Annotated in this window: 16 protein-coding genes; 11 read left to right on the plus strand and 5 right to left on the minus strand. The window is 56.8% G+C overall.

All coding sequences use genetic code 11. The annotated features are described in order from the left end of the window. The first annotated feature begins 214 nt into the window (after window positions 1–214). The gene (locus ABLU78_RS17690; RefSeq protein ID WP_048229339.1) at window positions 215–1,102 is read left to right on the plus strand and encodes a LysR family transcriptional regulator; all 888 of its coding nucleotides are present in this window, start codon (window positions 215–217) and stop codon (window positions 1,100–1,102) included. On the opposite strand, the gene ABLU78_RS17695 is transcribed toward ABLU78_RS17690, so the two are convergent. Further along, window positions 1,050–1,940: an MBL fold metallo-hydrolase gene (locus tag ABLU78_RS17695; protein ID WP_048229341.1), complete on the minus strand. Its 891-nt coding sequence runs from the start codon at window positions 1,938–1,940 to the stop codon at window positions 1,050–1,052. The genes ABLU78_RS17690 and ABLU78_RS17695 overlap by 53 nt on opposite strands. Window positions 1,941–2,119: 179 nt before the next feature. Here ABLU78_RS17695 and ABLU78_RS17700 point away from each other — a divergent pair, with 179 nt between their 5' ends. Together ABLU78_RS17700 and ABLU78_RS17705 are read left to right on the plus strand one after the other, a co-directional pair. After that, window positions 2,120–2,914 carry an SDR family oxidoreductase gene (locus ABLU78_RS17700; protein ID WP_015370106.1) on the plus strand — a complete coding sequence of 265 codons (795 nt, stop codon included), beginning with the start codon at window positions 2,120–2,122 and terminating at the stop codon, window positions 2,912–2,914. 171 nt (window positions 2,915–3,085) lie between these two features. Continuing rightward, window positions 3,086–3,694, plus strand: coding sequence for a hypothetical protein (locus ABLU78_RS17705; RefSeq protein ID WP_020078137.1), 609 nt, complete (start codon window positions 3,086–3,088; stop codon window positions 3,692–3,694). A gap of 50 nt (window positions 3,695–3,744) precedes the next feature. Here ABLU78_RS17705 and ABLU78_RS17710 read toward each other — a convergent pair whose 3' ends face one another. Both ABLU78_RS17710 and ABLU78_RS17715 read right to left on the minus strand, forming a co-directional pair. Further along, window positions 3,745–4,506, minus strand: a complete 762-nt coding sequence (locus tag ABLU78_RS17710) for a transporter substrate-binding domain-containing protein (protein ID WP_015370103.1) — start codon at window positions 4,504–4,506, stop codon at window positions 3,745–3,747. 10 nt (window positions 4,507–4,516) lie between these two features. Continuing rightward, window positions 4,517–5,302, minus strand: a complete 786-nt coding sequence (locus ABLU78_RS17715) for a CatB-related O-acetyltransferase (protein WP_015370102.1) — start codon at window positions 5,300–5,302, stop codon at window positions 4,517–4,519. A gap of 309 nt (window positions 5,303–5,611) precedes the next feature. On the opposite strand from ABLU78_RS17715, the gene ABLU78_RS17720 reads away from it, so the two are divergent. The 7 genes from ABLU78_RS17720 to ABLU78_RS17750 are packed head-to-tail and all read left to right on the plus strand — an operon-like array spanning window position 5,612 to window position 12,530. After that, window positions 5,612–6,478, plus strand: a complete 867-nt coding sequence (locus ABLU78_RS17720; RefSeq protein WP_015370101.1) for a MurR/RpiR family transcriptional regulator — start codon at window positions 5,612–5,614, stop codon at window positions 6,476–6,478. 11 nt (window positions 6,479–6,489) lie between these two features. Then, window positions 6,490–7,071 carry a D-alanyl-D-alanine dipeptidase gene (gene ddpX / locus ABLU78_RS17725; RefSeq protein ID WP_048229344.1) on the plus strand — a complete coding sequence of 194 codons (582 nt, stop codon included), beginning with the start codon at window positions 6,490–6,492 and terminating at the stop codon, window positions 7,069–7,071. Then, entirely contained in the window at window positions 7,068–8,630 is a 1,563-nt protein-coding gene (locus tag ABLU78_RS17730; RefSeq protein ID WP_015370099.1) for an ABC transporter substrate-binding protein, read from the plus strand. Before ddpX ends, ABLU78_RS17730 begins: the two co-directional genes overlap by 4 nt. Before the next feature lie 60 nt (window positions 8,631–8,690). Further along, window positions 8,691–9,710, plus strand: a complete 1,020-nt coding sequence (locus tag ABLU78_RS17735) for an ABC transporter permease (protein ID WP_047038950.1) — start codon at window positions 8,691–8,693, stop codon at window positions 9,708–9,710. 3 nt (window positions 9,711–9,713) lie between these two features. Then, on the plus strand, window positions 9,714–10,604 hold the full coding sequence (gene ddpC / locus ABLU78_RS17740; protein WP_162866942.1) for a D,D-dipeptide ABC transporter permease: 891 nt from the start codon (window positions 9,714–9,716) through the stop codon (window positions 10,602–10,604). Then, the gene (locus ABLU78_RS17745; RefSeq protein ID WP_048229347.1) at window positions 10,604–11,593 is read left to right on the plus strand and encodes an ABC transporter ATP-binding protein; all 990 of its coding nucleotides are present in this window, start codon (window positions 10,604–10,606) and stop codon (window positions 11,591–11,593) included. The genes ddpC and ABLU78_RS17745 overlap by 1 nt, the downstream gene beginning before the upstream one ends. Next, window positions 11,586–12,530, plus strand: a complete 945-nt coding sequence (locus ABLU78_RS17750) for an ABC transporter ATP-binding protein (protein WP_032715665.1) — start codon at window positions 11,586–11,588, stop codon at window positions 12,528–12,530. The genes ABLU78_RS17745 and ABLU78_RS17750 overlap by 8 nt, the downstream gene beginning before the upstream one ends. 322 nt (window positions 12,531–12,852) lie before the next feature. On the opposite strand, the gene ABLU78_RS17755 is transcribed toward ABLU78_RS17750, so the two are convergent. Next, window positions 12,853–14,373 (minus strand): aldehyde dehydrogenase family protein, encoded by a 1,521-nt coding sequence (locus tag ABLU78_RS17755; protein WP_048229349.1) that lies wholly within the window; start codon window positions 14,371–14,373, stop codon window positions 12,853–12,855. A gap of 265 nt (window positions 14,374–14,638) precedes the next feature. On the opposite strand from ABLU78_RS17755, the gene ABLU78_RS17760 reads away from it, so the two are divergent. After that, window positions 14,639–16,420: a sigma-54-dependent Fis family transcriptional regulator gene (locus ABLU78_RS17760; RefSeq protein ID WP_048229351.1), complete on the plus strand. Its 1,782-nt coding sequence runs from the start codon at window positions 14,639–14,641 to the stop codon at window positions 16,418–16,420. On the opposite strand, the gene ABLU78_RS17765 is transcribed toward ABLU78_RS17760, so the two are convergent. Then, window positions 16,421–17,017: an undecaprenyl-diphosphatase gene (locus ABLU78_RS17765; protein WP_015370092.1), complete on the minus strand. Its 597-nt coding sequence runs from the start codon at window positions 17,015–17,017 to the stop codon at window positions 16,421–16,423. It abuts the gene before it with no gap. Window positions 17,018–17,071: the final 54 nt, after the last annotated feature.

The raw sequence follows: 17,071 nt of genomic DNA on the forward strand, positions 1-17,071 counted from the left end.
TCAAAACAGATCAAATGGTTTTATTGTTATGAATGTCGCCAGAGGGAAAAACCAGAGAATAAAATCGAGATTATTAGCGAAAAAATCGATGGCCGTTCGTCACCGCGATAATCATCGCTATATTCGTCAATAATTAAAAATCTGATGACAAAGTAGTCACCAAAATTTATAAATATGCTGGCGGTTAGAAAATAACGCTCATATAAGGTTTAAGATGAAGCTTAATGAACTTCTGGCGTTCGTTACTGTTGTGGAAACGGGGAATATCACCCTGGCGGCAGAACGTCTGAATCGAGTGCAATCCAGTATTTCCCATCGGATACGCAGCCTGGAAAGTAGCCTGGATGCCACGCTATTAGACAGGAAGAACGAGGGGTGCATCCCAACCGAGCAGGGAAAGATATTGTATGAATATGCCCTCAAAATGCTTAACCTGGCGGATGATTGCAAACACAACATTACCCTTTCAAAAAGACGCCGATTAACGATTAAAATCGGCATCATTGAATGTTTGCCGCCCTATGTTATCAGCGCATTGATTGATTCAGGCCATGACTTAGGCTGGGATATTGATGTTTCAATCGGCAATACCAGCAGTTTACTTAATGCTTTCGATAGACACGAATATGATGCGGTCATTATTGGCGCGGGCTTCTCCTCCCCACAGCATACGCGCGCTATGTTGCTCACTAGTGAGTTAGTGATTATCACCGCGAAAGATCATCTAGCCATCACCGCGACCTCCGCTCTGGATGACAATGTCTTTTTATTGAGTAGTAAAAAATGCGCAACTTCAACGCGCAATCTGGATATGTTATTCCGTGAAGGCAACATTACTCCCAGGCGCGTCGTGGAGTGCGGCTCTTACCCGGTGCTGTTCTCAAATATCGCCGATGGCAAAGGGGTCTCGCTGGTGCTGCGTTGCTCAATCAGCGATGAGATCCAGCAAAAAATAAAAATCCATCCATTAACAGGTGAGTTTAATGATTTCGGAATTGAGCTGCTATGCCGCCCTGAGGGCACCCATTTCGATTTGCAGCAGTTGAACCTCATGGTGGCATCCGTATTTCAGGATCCACGGCTGCGTGAGACTGGCTATTAATTCCGTCCCCCGGGATAATTTGATAGCCGGACGAGCATTTTTTAATCCTGGCGAAACCTGCTGTATCAAAATGCATCCCGGCAACCAGTATCTGTTCAGCGCAGACCTTTTCAAGAAGGCGAATGCGCGTCTCCTGCGCCAAAAGCGGGTCGAAGTCGAAGGCTATCGTGACCTCGGGGTCTAATAACTGAATATGGGGAAAATGCACAATATCCCCCCACACTAATACGCGTTCTATGCTTCCAGAGAGGAGATACCCCGTATGACCTGGCGTATGTCCTTTCAATGCCAGGGCACTGATACCAGCAAACACCTCGCCTTCATCAATCAGCCGTAAACGATGCTGATATTGTTTAAACACGCTGCGCGCGAACATAACATTACCTTTAACGCGTTCACTGGCCGTAACCAAATTACGGTCATCTTCGAGATAACTGAATTCATCTTGAGGTATTATCAATTCAGCACGAGGAAATACCGCGTCTTGCTGCGAATTAATTAAGCCACCGATGTGATCGGGATGCGCATGGGTCAACAGTACGGCGTCAATATCCTCTGGTTTGACGCCAAGTTTAGCCAGATTATTGATCAGTTGGCCTCCCCACCCTTTAACGCCGCCAGCGCCGCTATCGATCAGGATATTCATCCCGGCTTGTTGTACCAGAAAGGTGTTTATGTTGACCGTATTCGGTTGTGCTATACGGGCGTTTGCCTGAATGTTTCTGCACTCGTCTTCATCAATTTTGGTTAACAGGCCAAAACCTACCTGCAAATAGCCATCGCTTACGGCAGTAACGCGCATATCGCCGAGGACTTTACTGGGAAAAGTAGTATTCATCGTTTACTCATCAGTATCAGTGTAATCGCCAAAAACAGCCTCCATTATTAGAGGCTCTCACCGCTATGCTCTAACGGATAATTTCGATATCACCATCGATATTGTTGATTGCCACTGACCGAAGCCCCCTTCCCCCACCTGCTACGCTTACTACTCCATTCCATAAAAAAGGCTCAACCATGAATATTGATTTATCGGGGAAAGTCGCGCTGGTGACGGCATCCACGGCCGGCATCGGTTATGCCATTGCCAAAGGGCTGGCGGCCAGCGGCGCGGAAGTGATTATCAACGGCCGCAGCGAACATAGCGTTAATGCGGCGATGGCGCGGCTGCAACAGGAGGTGCCGGGATTCCGGCCCTATCCCGCGGTGGCCGATCTCAGTGACGCCGCGGGCGTCAGCCAACTGCTGCAGGCGGTGAATGAAGTCGATATCCTGGTGAATAACGCCGGTATTTACGGCCCGCAGGATTTTTACGCCACCGATGACGCCACCTGGGAAAACTACTGGCAAACCAACGTAATGTCCGGCGTTCGCCTGTCACGCGCGCTGTTGCCCGCCATGGTGCGTAAAGGCTGGGGTCGGGTGGTCTTTATCTCCTCCGAATCGGCACGCAATATTCCCGCCGACATGATCCACTACGGCGTAACCAAAACCGCGCAACTGTCGCTGGCGCGCGGACTGGCGAAATACGTCGCCGGCAGCGGCGTCACCGTAAACAGCGTGCTGCCCGGCCCAACCCTTTCTGACGGTTTTGCCGAAATGATGAAAGATGAGGTCACGCGAACCGGTAAGCCGCTGGAACAACTGGCGAAAGAGTTTGTTATGGCGCAGCGCCCCGCTTCGGTTATTCAGCGCGCGGCCTCGGTGGATGAGGTGGCCAATATGGTGGTCTACGTCTGTTCGCCGCAGGCATCCGCCACCTCCGGCGCCGCGCTACGGGTCGATGGCGGCGTAGTCGATGATATTGTCTGAATTACCCCGCTAAGCAGGGGGAGCAAAGCTCCCCTTTCTCACCTGCAGTTGCGCTATTTAGCGCTAAATAGCTCAAAAGGTTTAAAACACGCCGCGATGTCGCACAAAGTGAACAGGAAGTCGCATTCACGATACTTATCATTGCTGTTTTGAACATAAATAGTGGTGTTAATGTCTGTCATCAGAAGCTTACTTTTCTTTCTCGGCGCAGCGGCGGCTTCCGCCATCGCGGTACTTTGTCTATGGATGGATATCCGGGTGTTTGGCAACGATATCCCGGAGATTTCGCTTACCGAGGTAGTGCAGGAGGGCGTGCTGGCGATAATCGTGCTGATGCACTTCCTGCTGGCGAAAAAATATGAGCTCCTGCGCTACTGTAATATCCTCGTTGGCGGCTTCTTCCTGGCGATGCTGATCCGCGAACTGGATGCGCTGTTTGATCTTATTACTCACGGCAGCTGGGTGTGGTTCGCGCTGGCAACGACGATAGCCGCGCTAATCGCTCCGCTGCGCCACGCTCGTCAAACGCTGTCGCAACTGGCGCAATACACCCGCACGCCTTACTACGGCATGATGATAAGCGGCCTGCTGGCGATTCTGGTCTTCTCACGGCTGTTCGGCATGCATGGCTTATGGTATGCCGTACTCGATGAGAACTACGCGCGGGTGGTGAAAAACACCGTTGAAGAGGGTAGCGAGTCGTTCGGCTACATGCTTTGCCTGACCGCCTCGATTGGCTACTACTGCTACTTCCGCTATCAGGCGCGGCAGAAAAGCTAATCCACTGCGCCGCCAGAATGTCGCATTCTGGCGGCAGCGCGAATCATGAATTACCCCTGAATTTTCCACTTCCGCTTGAGCACATTTTTGTCCTGGCTATCCAGCCAGTGGTTCACTTTCTCAAGCAGCGCCGGATTATCCTTATTCATCATATAGACCTTATAGCTGGCGGTGCCGGGGAACGGCGTCTCATTCGCCACGCAGAACACGCCAGGCTCCTTGCTCTGGTAGTAATCCCCTTCTATCAGGTCGGTCACCATCATATCGGCCGTTTTTTGCCGCAGCGCCTGCAGATTATCGACATTGTTCTGCACGCGGATGATCTGCGCATGCTTGATATGCTCATCAACGAAACTTTGGTTGGTACCGCCGGGGTTCACAATCACCTTCACATTCGGCTGGTCGATTTTTTCAAGGCTGCCGAGCGCTGGCGCGGCGCTGCAGTTCGCCAGGGCGATTTTACCATTGGCCACCACCGGATGGCTCAGGGAGAAATCTTTTGCCCGTGCCGCCGTCTCCGTTACGCCTCCCATAGCGATATCAAACTTATCGGCTTTTAAATCAGTCGATAACGTTGGCCAACTGGTGATAATAAACGTCACCTTCACTCCCAGCGTTTTACCCAGATCGTGCGCCATATCGACGTCGTAGCCGATAAGTTCGCCGGCGCCGTTATGAAAGGCCAACGGCGCGTAGTCCCCCGGCACGCCGACTTTTAACTCGCCGCTTTGTTGAATCGACTGCATATCGCGCGCCTGGACGCCGCAGGCTATCACCGCCGCCATCAGGGCCACACCCAACTTTAACTTCATCTTAAATTCCTTATGATTTCATCTTCATGCCGCCAGCGACCACGGTTTTCACCACCGTTGCCGTCAGCTTTGGTAGCGCAAGCGGCGTGAGTTCACCTTGCTCCTGCGCATGGCGCAGTAATTCACAAAAGCGCGCCACCTCGTTCACCGGAAACATAGCAATATCCTGTGCAGAATATTGCCACCAGCGCAGCGCTAACAGCTGCTCAACAATCGGTTCGGCAAAACGGTATTTGATGAGCTTCGCCGGGTTCCCGCCAACCATGGTATACGGGGCAACATCTTTCACCACCAGCGCGTTGGCGGCGATAACCGCGCCATCGCCAATGGTAATCCCCTGCGCCAACGTCACGTTTTGTCCAATCCAGACATCATTGCCAATCACGATGGGGCGCGTCTGTTTTTCAAAAGCGTAAAAATGGTTTTCCCGTCCGTTATCCGCTGCCAGGGTTTCCATTAGCGCTGAATGACGGGCGTAAAAAACCGGGCTGGAGCTTGCCCACTCTAAGGGATGACGATCGCCTAATACCTGTAATCTATCAGCGATTGAGGTGTAGCGCCCAACCTGAATAAACGCCGGCAACAACGTACGGGTGTAACTGAAAGCCCCCAGCGAAGCCAACCGCTCGCCACAGCGCCCCCAATAGGTGGTATACGGTTCAGTGCATAAATTTTCTGGTACTTCAATTGGTTGCTCATCACGATAAAACGGATGGTCGCAAACCAGCCTCTGCCCGCCGAGGAAAATACGCTGACTTTGTAATAACGATCTTATTTCGCCAAATGCGATTTTCATTTTTCACCCTTTCCTGTCCAGCGTAATGTCGTCACCCAGCCAGCACACCTCCTATTGATAGCATCCATGCTTTATCCATATCACAAAATGTTAATGAAATGTTTTTATTTTGTAATGCACAACCAGGATTCATTGCACCTTATTTGTGCAATGAATAACCAAATCCTACGCTCAGGATCCGCACACTTCCCAATAGATTAGCGTTATTGCGGGAAATACTATTTCCCGCAATAGCTGGCACACATCGTGCTTTGTTAATTGAGTATCAGAATTCTGTTAAATGAGAGCGAACTATCATTAAGGGCAGAGATGAACGATAGCAACGGCTTGTTTCACATTATTGAATCCACTTTCAGCCAGCTCACGCCGAGCGAAAAGCGTATTGGCAGCTGGCTGTTAAGCCATCGGGAGCATATCCCGTTTGAGACCGCCGACAGCATTGCGCAGGCCACCGGCACCAGCGGGATAACCGTAGGCCGCTATCTGCGCAAGCTGGGCTATCGCAATCTCGATGACGTGAAGCACAGCCTGAAGGAGCCCGCTTCAACGCCCTACCGCCAGTGGGGAGTGATCGACCGGCTTGACTCCTGGTCACAGCAGCAGGCGCAGCCGGATCGCGCCAGCCTGTCGTTGCAGATGGAGCTGGATGCCATTCGCTATGTCTATCAACTGGCGCAGGAACCGACCTTCGCCCGCGTCAGTCAACGCATCGCCGAGGCCGACGCGGTTATCATCATTGGCATTCAGTCGACCCGCGGCATCGCCAACACGTTCTTCAGCCATCTGGAATACCTGCGCCCGCGCGTGACCTACGCCGACGGCAGCTCCGGTAGCTGGCTGGAATCATTGAATTCTGAATACCAGCGCCCCTATGTGGTGCTGACCGATACCCGCGCTTACTCCGTCGCCGCGCGCCAGTTTTGCCGGGTCGCCTGCGAACGCGGGGTTGCCACCGCGCTGGTCACCGATATCTGGTGTCCGTGGGCGCGCGACTATCCGGTTGATTTACTACAGGTAAAAACCGATACCGGCCACTTCTGGGATTCGCTGGCGCCGATCGGTTGCCTTTTTAATCTGCTGCTCTCCGCGGTGGTGGAACGGCTGGGGCCGAGCCTCTCCAGCCGCCTTGCCGCGAACCGCGCGCTGCAGCAGGAATTTGGTCAGTTTGAACGTTAAGGAAATTTTCGATGAGCCATCTTTCCCTGGTGGATATCGCCGCGCGTTTTCCCACGCTGCCTGTCGACCTGAAATACGCCACCGCCGATAACATTACCGGCGAACCGATTTACCGCGAAGCCCGCTGCCTGCTGCACCCCGACGCGGCCGTCGCGCTGGAGAAATCTATCGCCATCGCCGCGCTGGCGGGCTATCGCCTGCTGGTACTTGACGCCTATCGTCCACAGCGCGCCCAGCAACTGCTGTGGAATGCCTGCCCGAACCAGGATTATGTCGTACCGGCCAATATCGGCTCCAACCACAGCCGCGGCACCGCCATCGACGTAACGCTACTCGATGAACACAACAACCTGCTCGACATGGGCACCGCCTTTGACGAAATGGACGATCGCTCGCATCCCTACCACCCGGCGGTAGCGCAGGAGGCCCAGCGCAATCGCCTGTTGCTGAACGCCATTATGTTCGGCGGCGGCTTTAAAGGTATTACCACGGAATGGTGGCACTTCGAACTACCGGACGCGGCCGGTTATCCGCTACTCGATGATGTTTTCGCCTGTTTCTCCCCCGCTCAGATTGACGGAGTTTCACCATGAACATGACTCGCCCAGCATCCGTAGGTTTTCGCCCGTTACTGTTAGCCGCCGCGCTCTGCGCCGCCATCCCTTCCGCCTTTGCCGCGGTGCCGAAAGATATGCTGGTGATCGGCAAAGCCGCCGACCCGCAAACGCTCGACCCGGCCGTCACCATCGATAACAACGACTGGACGGTGACCTATCCGGCCTACCAGCGGCTGGTCAAATACAAAACCGATAATGGCAAAGGTTCAACCGATGTCGAAGGCGATCTCGCCGAAAACTGGCAGGCCTCCGACGACGGCAAAACCTGGACCTTCACTCTGCGCAAAGGCGCGCAGTTTGCCGACGGCTCGCCGGTGACGGCAGAGGCGGTCAAACTCTCTTTTGAACGCCTGATGCGCATTAAACAGGGGCCATCGGAGGCGTTTCCCAGCGGGCTGAAGGTGGATGTCGTCGATCCGGCCACCGTACGTTTCACGCTGCCGGAATCTTTCGCGCCGTTCCTGCATACCCTCGCCAATGACGGCGCCTCCATCATTAACCCGGCGGTACTGAAAGCCAACGCCGCCGATGACGCCCGCGCCTATTTGGCCGAGCACACCGCAGGCTCCGGCGCGTATAGCCTGCAGCGCTGGCAGAAAGGCCAACAGTTGGTGCTGGTACCCAACCCGCACTTCAGCGGCAACAAGCCGGCCTTTAAGCGCGTCACGGTGAAAATCATCGGCGAAAGCGCCGCTCGCCGTCTGCAGTTGACCAAGGGCGATTTGGATATCGCCGACGCCCTGCCGGTCGATCAGTTTGCGGCATTGAAGAAAGAGGACAAGGTGACGGTCTACGACTATCCGGCGCTGCGCGTCACCTATCTGTATCTCAACAACAGCAAAGCGCCGATGAACCAGGCGGATCTGCGCCGCGCGGTGTCGTGGGCAACGGACTATAAAGGCATGGTCGACGGCATTCTCGGCGGTAACGGTAAGCAGATGCGCGGGCCGATCCCCGATGGCATGTGGGGTTACGACGCCAGCGCCATGCAGTATTCATTAGATCTCGACAAAGCCAAAGCGGCGCTGGACAAGGTAGCGGATAAGCCGAAAACGCTGACGTTCCTCTACTCTGATAACGATCCGAACTGGGAGCCGATTGCGCTCTCCACTCAGGCCAACCTGCAGGCGCTGGGTATCCAGGTCAAGCTGGAGAAACTGGCCAACGCCACCATGCGCGAGCGTGTGGGTAAAGGTGATTACGACATCGCTATCGGTAACTGGAGCCCGGATTTCGCCGACCCCTATATGTTTATGAACTACTGGTTCGAGTCGGACAAAAAAGGGCTGCCGGGAAACCGCGCGTTCTACGACAACCCACAGGTTGATGCGTTGTTGAAACAGGCGGTAGCCACCACCGATCAGGCGGCGCGGACCAAAGATTATCAGCAGGCGCAAAAAACCGTCATTGATGACGCCGCCTACGTCTACCTGTTCCAGAAGAACTATCAGGTCGCCATGAACAAGGAGGTGAAAGGCTTCGTTTTCAACCCGATGCTTGAGCAGATTTACAATATCGCCGACATGCACAAGTAGCGGGCCGTCTCTCCATCTTGTCGGGTCGGGCCGTCGCAGGCCCGGCCGAGGAGCGCCATCATGAGTTTCTGGGGTTTAATACGGCAGCGCTGTTGGGGGCTGATTTTAGTTGTCGCCGGCGTCTGCGTGATTACCTTTATTATTTCGCACCTGATTCCCGGCGACCCGGCGCGGCTGCTGGCGGGCGATCGCGCCAGCGATGAAATCGTCCGCCATATTCGCCAGCAGCTGGGGCTGGATTTACCGCTCTGGCAGCAGTTTGCCCGCTACGTTGATGCCCTGCTCCACGGCGATCTCGGCACCTCGATTCGCACCGGCCGCCCGGTACTGGAAGATTTAAAAACCTTCTTCCCGGCGACGCTGGAACTGGCCTTTTGCGCGCTGCTGATTGCCCTAGTGGTCGGCATCCCGCTCGGCGTGCTGTCGGCGGTTTACCGCAATCGCTGGACCGATCACCTGGTGCGCCTGATGGCGCTGACCGGCATCTCGACTCCGGCATTCTGGCTCGGTCTCGGGGTAATCGTCTTGTTTTACGGCAAGCTCGATTGGCTACCCGGCAGCGGCAGGCTCGATGACTGGTTCGATCCGCCCACCCGCGTCAGCGGTTTTTATCTGCTGGATTCACTGCTGGAAGGCAATATTGAAGTCTTCTTCAATGCCCTGCAGCACCTCATTTTGCCGGCGGCCACCCTTGCCTTCGTTCATCTTGGCATCGTCGCCAGGCAGATCCGCTCGGCAATGCTCGAGCAGCTCAATGAGGATTACATTCGGACCGCGTTAGCCAGCGGCCTGCCGAAATTCACCATTGTGGTGCGCTATGCGCTACCCAACGCGCTGATTCCCTCCATCACCGTGCTCGGGCTGGCGCTGGGCGATCTGCTGTACGGCGCGGTGCTCACGGAAACGGTGTTCGCCTGGCCTGGAATGGGCGCTTACGTGGTGTCTTCGATTCAGGCGCTCGATTTCCCCGCCGTGATGGGCTTCGCCATCGTGGTCTCCTTTGCTTACGTACTGGTCAACCTGGTAGTCGACCTGCTCTATTTATGGATCGACCCGCGCATGGGTCGGGGAGAAAGCTAAGTGATGATGACTCAGGAACAACCGCTTCCACGGCCAAAGGCTGAAAAAAGCGGCCACTGGAAGCGTCGTTGGTGGTTGATCCGCCAGAGCCCGCTAACGCTGATTGGCGCAGCGATCATGCTGATCATGCTGTTTTTAATGATCTTCTCGCCGTGGCTGACGCCGCACGATCCTAACGCTATCAACCTTGCCGCGCGTCTGCAGGCGCCGTCGTTCGATCACTGGTTTGGTACCGACGAGGTCGGCCGCGATCTGTTCAGCCGCGTATTGATCGGCAGCCAGCAGTCGGTGGCCGCCGGGCTGGCGGTGGTATTGATCGCCGGGATCAGCGGCTCGCTGCTGGGCTGTCTCTCCGGGGTGCTTGGCGGGCGCAGCGACGCGCTGATTATGCGTCTGATGGACATTATGCTGTCGATTCCGTCGCTGGTGTTGACCATGGCGCTGGCGGCGGCGTTAGGCCCGAGCCTGTTCAACGCGATGCTGGCGATCGCCATCGTGCGTATTCCATTTTATGTGCGCCTGGCGCGCGGCCAGACGCTGGTGGTTCGTCAGCTTACTTTCGTCGAGGCCTCGGTGACGTTTGGCGCCTCGCGCTGGCATCTGATCAGCTGGCATATTCTGCGTAACGCCCTGCCGCCGCTGGTGGTGCAGGCCTCGCTGGATATCGGCAGCGCGATTCTGATGGCCGCCACGCTCGGTTTTATTGGCCTCGGCGCCCAGCAGCCCACCGCGGAATGGGGCGCGATGGTCGCTAACGGCCGCAACTACGTGCTCGATCAGTGGTGGTACTGCGCCTTCCCCGGCGCGGCGATCCTGATCACCGCCGTCGGCTTTAACCTGTTTGGCGATGGCATCCAGGATCTACTGGATCCCAAGGCCGGAGGGCGCAACTAATGGAAAATCGGGTCTTAACTATCGATAACGTTCGCCTGAGTTTCCCGGTCTATCAGGGCCAGGTCAACGTGCTGAATAATATCTCGCTGCACATCGATCGCGGTGAAATCGTCGGCGTGGTGGGCGAATCCGGCTCCGGCAAATCGGTAACCGCGATGCTGGCGATGCGGCTGCTTCCCGCCGGTAGCTATCATATTCATAGCGGCGCTATCACCCTGATGGGTCACGATATGCTCAACCTGACGGAAAAAACGCTACGCGATATTCGCGGCAGCAAGGTCGCGATGATTTTTCAGGAGCCGATGACCGCGCTTAACCCCACCCGACGCATCGGTAAGCAGATGGCAGACGTCATCCGCCAGCACCGTCCCATGTCGTTGCGTGAAGCGCGCGCCCGCGCCGTCGAACTACTGGCGGATATGCAAATTGCCGATCCGCAAAGCGTGCTCAAGCGCTATCCCTTCGAACTTTCCGGCGGCATGCGCCAGCGGGTGATGATCGCTATCGCCTTCTCCTGCGAGCCCGACCTGCTGATTGCCGACGAACCGACCACCGCACTGGACGTCACCGTACAGCGTCAGGTACTGCGCCTGTTAAAGCAAAAGGCCCAGGCGACCGGCACAGCGGTGCTGTTTATCAGCCACGATATGGCGGTGGTCTCTCAGGTGTGCGATCGGCTGTACGTCATGTACGCCGGCGCGGTCATTGAAAGCGGCAACACCGGAGAAGTGCTGCAGCAGCCGCAGCATCCCTACTCTATTGGTCTGTTAAACAGCGCCCCCGATAATGGCGAACCGCGCGCGCCGCTACGTTCTATTCCCGGCACCGTGCCGAATCTGGCGCGTCTTCCCGCCGGCTGCGCCTTCCGCGAACGCTGCTTCGCCGCGGGTGAAGCCTGCGGTATCACCCCCACGCTGCAGACTCATGATAGCGCCGCCGATAGACAGGCTGCCTGCTGGTACCCGCAACGGGAGAACGCCCATGTCTGAAACGCTATTAACCCTCAATGATGTGCACCTGACCTTTGCCGCGCAGAAAAACTGGCGCGGGAAAGTCATCGAACGCGTCTATGCGCTAAATGGACTGGATATGACGGCCAGGCGCGGCGAAACCTTAGGAATCGTTGGCGAATCCGGCTGTGGGAAAAGCACCCTGGCGAAGCTGCTGATGGGCATGTTAAAGCCCTCTTCCGGCCACTTCACCCGCGCGCCGGCGCGCGGCGAAAACCAGAGCGGACGCATGCAGATGGTGTTTCAGGATCCGCTCTCATCGCTGGATCCGCGGCTACCGGTCTGGCGCACCATCACCGAACCGGTGTGGATCCAGTCGCGCATGCCTGAAAAGGCGCGTCGCGATCTCGCCGAGCAGCTGGCGCTACAGGTGGGGATCCGTAGCGAATATCTCGATCGGCTGCCGCACGCTTTTTCCGGAGGCCAGCGCCAGCGTATCGCCATCGCCCGCGCGCTCTCGTCGCAGCCGGAGATAATCGTGCTTGATGAGCCAACTTCGGCGCTGGACATCTCGGTGCAGGCGCAGATCCTCAATCTGCTGGTCGAACTGCAGCAGCGGCAAAATCTCACCTACGTGCTGATTTCGCATAACGTCTCGGTGATACGCCATATGAGCGATCGGGTGGCGGTGATGTATCTCGGGCAAATCGTTGAGATGGGCGAGGCGCGGCAGGTGCTGGATAACCCTGCGCATCCTTATACCCAGCTATTGATGGAGTCGGTACCGCGCATCGGTTCGCCATTAGGCGAAGGCGTGCGCAATACCGAACTACCGGGCAACCGCCGGCTACCGACGGGATGCTTCTTTCGGGAACGCTGTCCTTACGCCAGCCAGGGCTGCGAACGGCCGCAGCCGCTGGAGGCGCAAGCGAATGGCGCGCAGGTCCGCTGCTGGAAAGCGCAAACAATAAGATGAGACCGGGCGCCGCCCGGTGCTACTGTTATCGGTTTGCAACGGTTTTGTGTACGGAAAACATGTGCTTTGTGTTAATTCAGAGCACATTGCGCTCCCGATATTTCTTCTGCGTTATGGCTCTCATGGCGCAGGGAGCGCACAGACCGTAGGCCGGATAAGGCGAAGCCGCCATCCGGCGCAAAAGCGGTGTCTTATCCGCGGATATTGCCCGGCGGCGCTGCGCTTGCGCGGGACTACAGATCCAGTGCAATGGGTGGCCCAGTGCCATAGGTAGCCCGGGGAAGGCGCTTACGCCGCCCCCGGGTCAGCCGTTATAAATGAATCAGAACAGCCCCAACGGCGCAGTGCCGTAGCTCACCAGCAGGTTTTTAGTCTGTTGATAGGCTTCCAGCGCCATCTTGTGGGTTTCCCGCCCGACGCCGGACTGCTTATAGCCGCCAAACGCAGCATGCGCCGGGTAAACGTGATAGCAGTTGGTCCACACTCGTCCGGCCTTGATGCCACGCCCCATGCGGTACGCCAGGTTAGTATCCCGCGTCCACACCCCGGCCCCTAAACCAAACTGCGTCTGGTTCGCGATCGCCAGCGCCTCCGCCTCGTCCTTAAAGGTGGTCACGCCGATGACCGGGCCAAAGATCTCCTCCTGGAAGCTGCGCATCTCGTTGTGCCCTTTAATCAGCGTCGGCTGAATATAGAAGCCGCTATCCAGCTCGGCGGTAATGCTCGCGCGATCGCCGCCGGTGAGGATCTGCCCGCCTTCATCACGAGCGATCTTGATATATGACAGGATCTTATCGAACTGCTGGCGTGATGCCTGAGCGCCGATCATCGTTTCGGTATCAAACGGATCGCCGCGACGGATCTGCATCACTTTTGCCATTACCCGCTCCATAAACGGCTCGTAGATCGATTCGTGGATCAACGCGCGCGACGGACAAGTACAGACTTCTCCCTGATTGAAGAAGCCCAGTACCAGCCCTTCCACCGCCTTCTCGATAAACTCCTCCTCGCCATCCATTACGTCGGCAAAATAGATATTCGGCGATTTGCCGCCCAGCTCAACGGTACAGGGAATAATATTCTCCGCCGCGCAGGCCATAATATGACGGCCTACCGGCGTCGAGCCGGTAAAGGCGATTTTAGCGATCCTCTTGCTGGTGGCCAGCGCTTCGCCGGCCTCTTTGCCAAAGCCCTGCACCACGTTCAACACCCCTGCCGGGAAGAGATCGCCGATAATTTCCATCAGCAAAGTAATACTCAGCGGCGTCTGCTCCGCCGGTTTTAAGACCACGCAGTTGCCTGCCGCCAGCGCGGGCGCCAGTTTCCATGCCGCCATCAGCAGCGGGAAGTTCCACGGAATAATTTGCCCGACCACGCCTAACGGTTCGTGGAAATGATAAGCCACGGTGGTGTCGTCAATTTCGGCGGTACTGCCTTCCTGCGCGCGCAGACAACCGGCGAAATAGCGGAAATGATCGACCGCCAGCGGCAGGTCGGCGTTCAGGGTTTCGCGGATTGGTTTGCCGTTATCCCAGCTCTCCGCTACCGCCAGATACTCCAGATTCTCCTGAATGCGGTCGGCGACCTGCAGCAGAAGATGAGAACGCTGCTGTACCGAGGTTCGCCCCCAGGCGTCCACCGCCCGGTGTGCCGCATCAAGGGCCAAATCGATATCTTTGGCGTCGGAACGGGGAAACTGCGCAATGTTGCTCCCATCGACGGGAGAAGTATTCATGAAATATTCGCCGCTTAACGGCTCGACGAATTTACCGTCTATGAAGTTGCCGTAGGCCGATTTGAATGAAACCAAAGCGCCCGGTTTGCCAGGATGAACATAACGCATCGCAATCTCCTTCTGTAGGGTTAAGGCGCAGCGGCGTGGTGGTTTTTGCTATTGTCCGCTGCACGCTTTTTCCTGTAGCAGGGGTTGTGCCAGGTTTGCGTACTTCACATAAAATTCATAATTTCCAAATAATTACATATATCCCTCTGCCGATTCGCGTCCTCTTTGTCGCACAGGATCCCGCTTCTGTGTTGCGAATCGCAACACCAAGAAAACCAAATTGCTACAATATTGCAACACAAACCAGCCGACCACGAGGTGCGCCGTGCAAGGAAATCCGTTCACTATCACCCCCGAGGCGCAGTCCAGCACGCTGCTGAGCGACTCCTGGCAACGCAGCCAGCGTTATGGCCTGCAGCCAACGAGCGACGAATTTCCGCGCCTGCGCGGCGGCGAACTGGCCGACGTGCTGGAAAGCAACCGCAGCCTACAACGGCTGGCGCAACCGGTGGCGACGCCGCTGGCGCAACGTGCCGCCGGGCTGCAATCGGTAGTGATTCTTTCCGATGCCAGCGGGCTGGTACTCCGAACCTTCGGCAATAGCGCAGCGATGGAAAAAGCGCAAAGCTTCGCGCTGGAGCCTGGCAATATCTGGAGCGAAAGCGGTCGCGGCACCAACGCTATCGGTACCGCGCTGGCGATTGACGACAGCTGCGAAGTCGAAGGCCGCCAACACTATTTAACCCGTAATCAGGATTTGTACTGCGCGGCGGTTCCCCTACAAAGCCCCGATGGCCAGATTGCCGGGGCGCTGGATATTTCCGGCCCGGCGCATATCCCGCATCCCCACTCTCTGGCGTGGATTAAAGAGGCCGCCAAACAGATTGAATATCTGTGGGTAAAACAGAGTCTGCATCCGCAACAGTGGTTAATGAGCCTGCACTCGCGGGTACAGAAGCTCGATAGCGCCGAAGAGCTGCTGCTGGTTTTCTCCGATAACCTGCTGACCGCGGCCAATCGCCTGGCCATCCGCGAACTGGGCCTGCAGGCCGGACAGATAGGGCAAATGACCTTCCAGCAGTTGTTCCCCCGCCTGACGCAAACGGCGGTCAGCGTGCCGCTACCGATGACCTTCCAGCAACGTGGCTACTATTACCGTCTGCGCGCGCCAACCCGCGCCAGCGTCGCCGTCCCCGCACAACCAGCACTTAACCTGCCGTTTTGCGCGTCCGGCGAAGGCGAGAAAATGGTCCGCCTGCTCAACGCCGGTATCGCGTTGTGCATCGAAGGCGAAACCGGCTGCGGCAAAGAGTTCCTCAGCCGTGAACTGCATGCGCATAGCCGCTGGCGCAGCGGTAAATTCGTCGCCATCAACTGCGCGGCCATTCCAGAATCGCTGATTGAATCGGAGCTTTTCGGCTATCAGGCGGGGGCCTTTACCGGCGCGAATAAAAACGGCTATATCGGCAAAATTCGCGAAGCCGATGGTGGGGTGCTGTTCCTCGATGAAATCGGCGATATGCCGCTGGCTCTGCAAACCCGTCTGCTGCGGGTATTGCAGGAAAAAGAGGTCATGCCGCTGGGTGGGAATCGCAGCGCGCCGGTGAACTTCGCCTTGATTTGCGCTACCCACCGTCATCTCGCGCAGCGTGTCGCCGAAGGCGCATTTCGCGAGGACCTGCTCTACCGCCTGCGCGAGTATGCTTTTACCATCCCGCCGCTACGCCAATGGCCTGAACTCAAGCAGTTTATTCCAGCGTTGTGGCGCTCGCTTGGCGCGGCAGAACGCCATATAACCCTCTCTGACGCGCTGATTCATCAACTGACATTATGTCGTTGGCCGGGTAACGTGCGTCAGTTGCAAAGCCTGCTCAAAGTCCTGTTGGCGCTGGCGGACGATGGCGAATGCCTGGGCGTCGCGGCGCTGCCGGAGGAGTATCAAAGCGCGCAGCAAACCAGCGCTCCGGGCGGGCTTCAACAACATGATGCAAAGCTGATTGCCGATACGCTGGCCCGCTTTAACGGCAATGTGAGTAAAGCGGCGCAGGCGTTAGGCGTCGCGCGCAGCACGCTGTATCGACGGGCCGCGCGCGTACAAAGGAAGTGACTACGGCGTAAAGCGCGCCGGCAGCCAGGAGAAGAGACGGCGGCTCAGCGCTTCGCACAGCGCCACCAGCGTCTGCCCCAGCCGTTGCCAGACCACTTTTGCTACGCAGAGGCTCAGTGCTGAAATCAGCGCCGCGCCCAGCATATCCAGCGGGAAATGGACGCCGAGAAAAATACGCGCCCACGCAACCGGCAGCGCCGCCGCCAGCACCAGCAGCCCAATGCCGCGCAGGCGTAATGACAGCAGCGCGAAGGCGGCGCTGAACATTACGGTGCCGTGATCGCTTGGAAAAGAGTTATCCGCCGGGTGGCTTATCCAGGTATGGCCCAGCGGCATCATAAACGGCCGCGGATGGAACCACAGGGTTCCACAGGCAACCCCCAGCCCTAACGCTATCAAAATCGTCATGGCGCAAAACAGCGCCTGTCGATGCCCCTGACGACCGCCAAGGAACCATAATCCCAGCAATATCGCCGGCACAATGAGAATAAGCCAGCTGGCGGAGAATTGAGCCAGTAGCAATAGGCTGTCCGGCGTACCTGGCCCGGCATTCAGCGTAAGGAAGGCGTTCTGGTTAAACGTTTCTAACAGGTTCATGGCGAGTTCTCGTCACAGTCATCATGCTGTCATTATCGCCGGCATACCTTAAGC

The sequence above is a fragment of the Klebsiella sp. JN_Kp122 genome (assembly GCF_040062085.1).
Classification (GTDB): Bacteria; Pseudomonadota; Gammaproteobacteria; order Enterobacterales; family Enterobacteriaceae; genus Klebsiella; species Klebsiella aerogenes.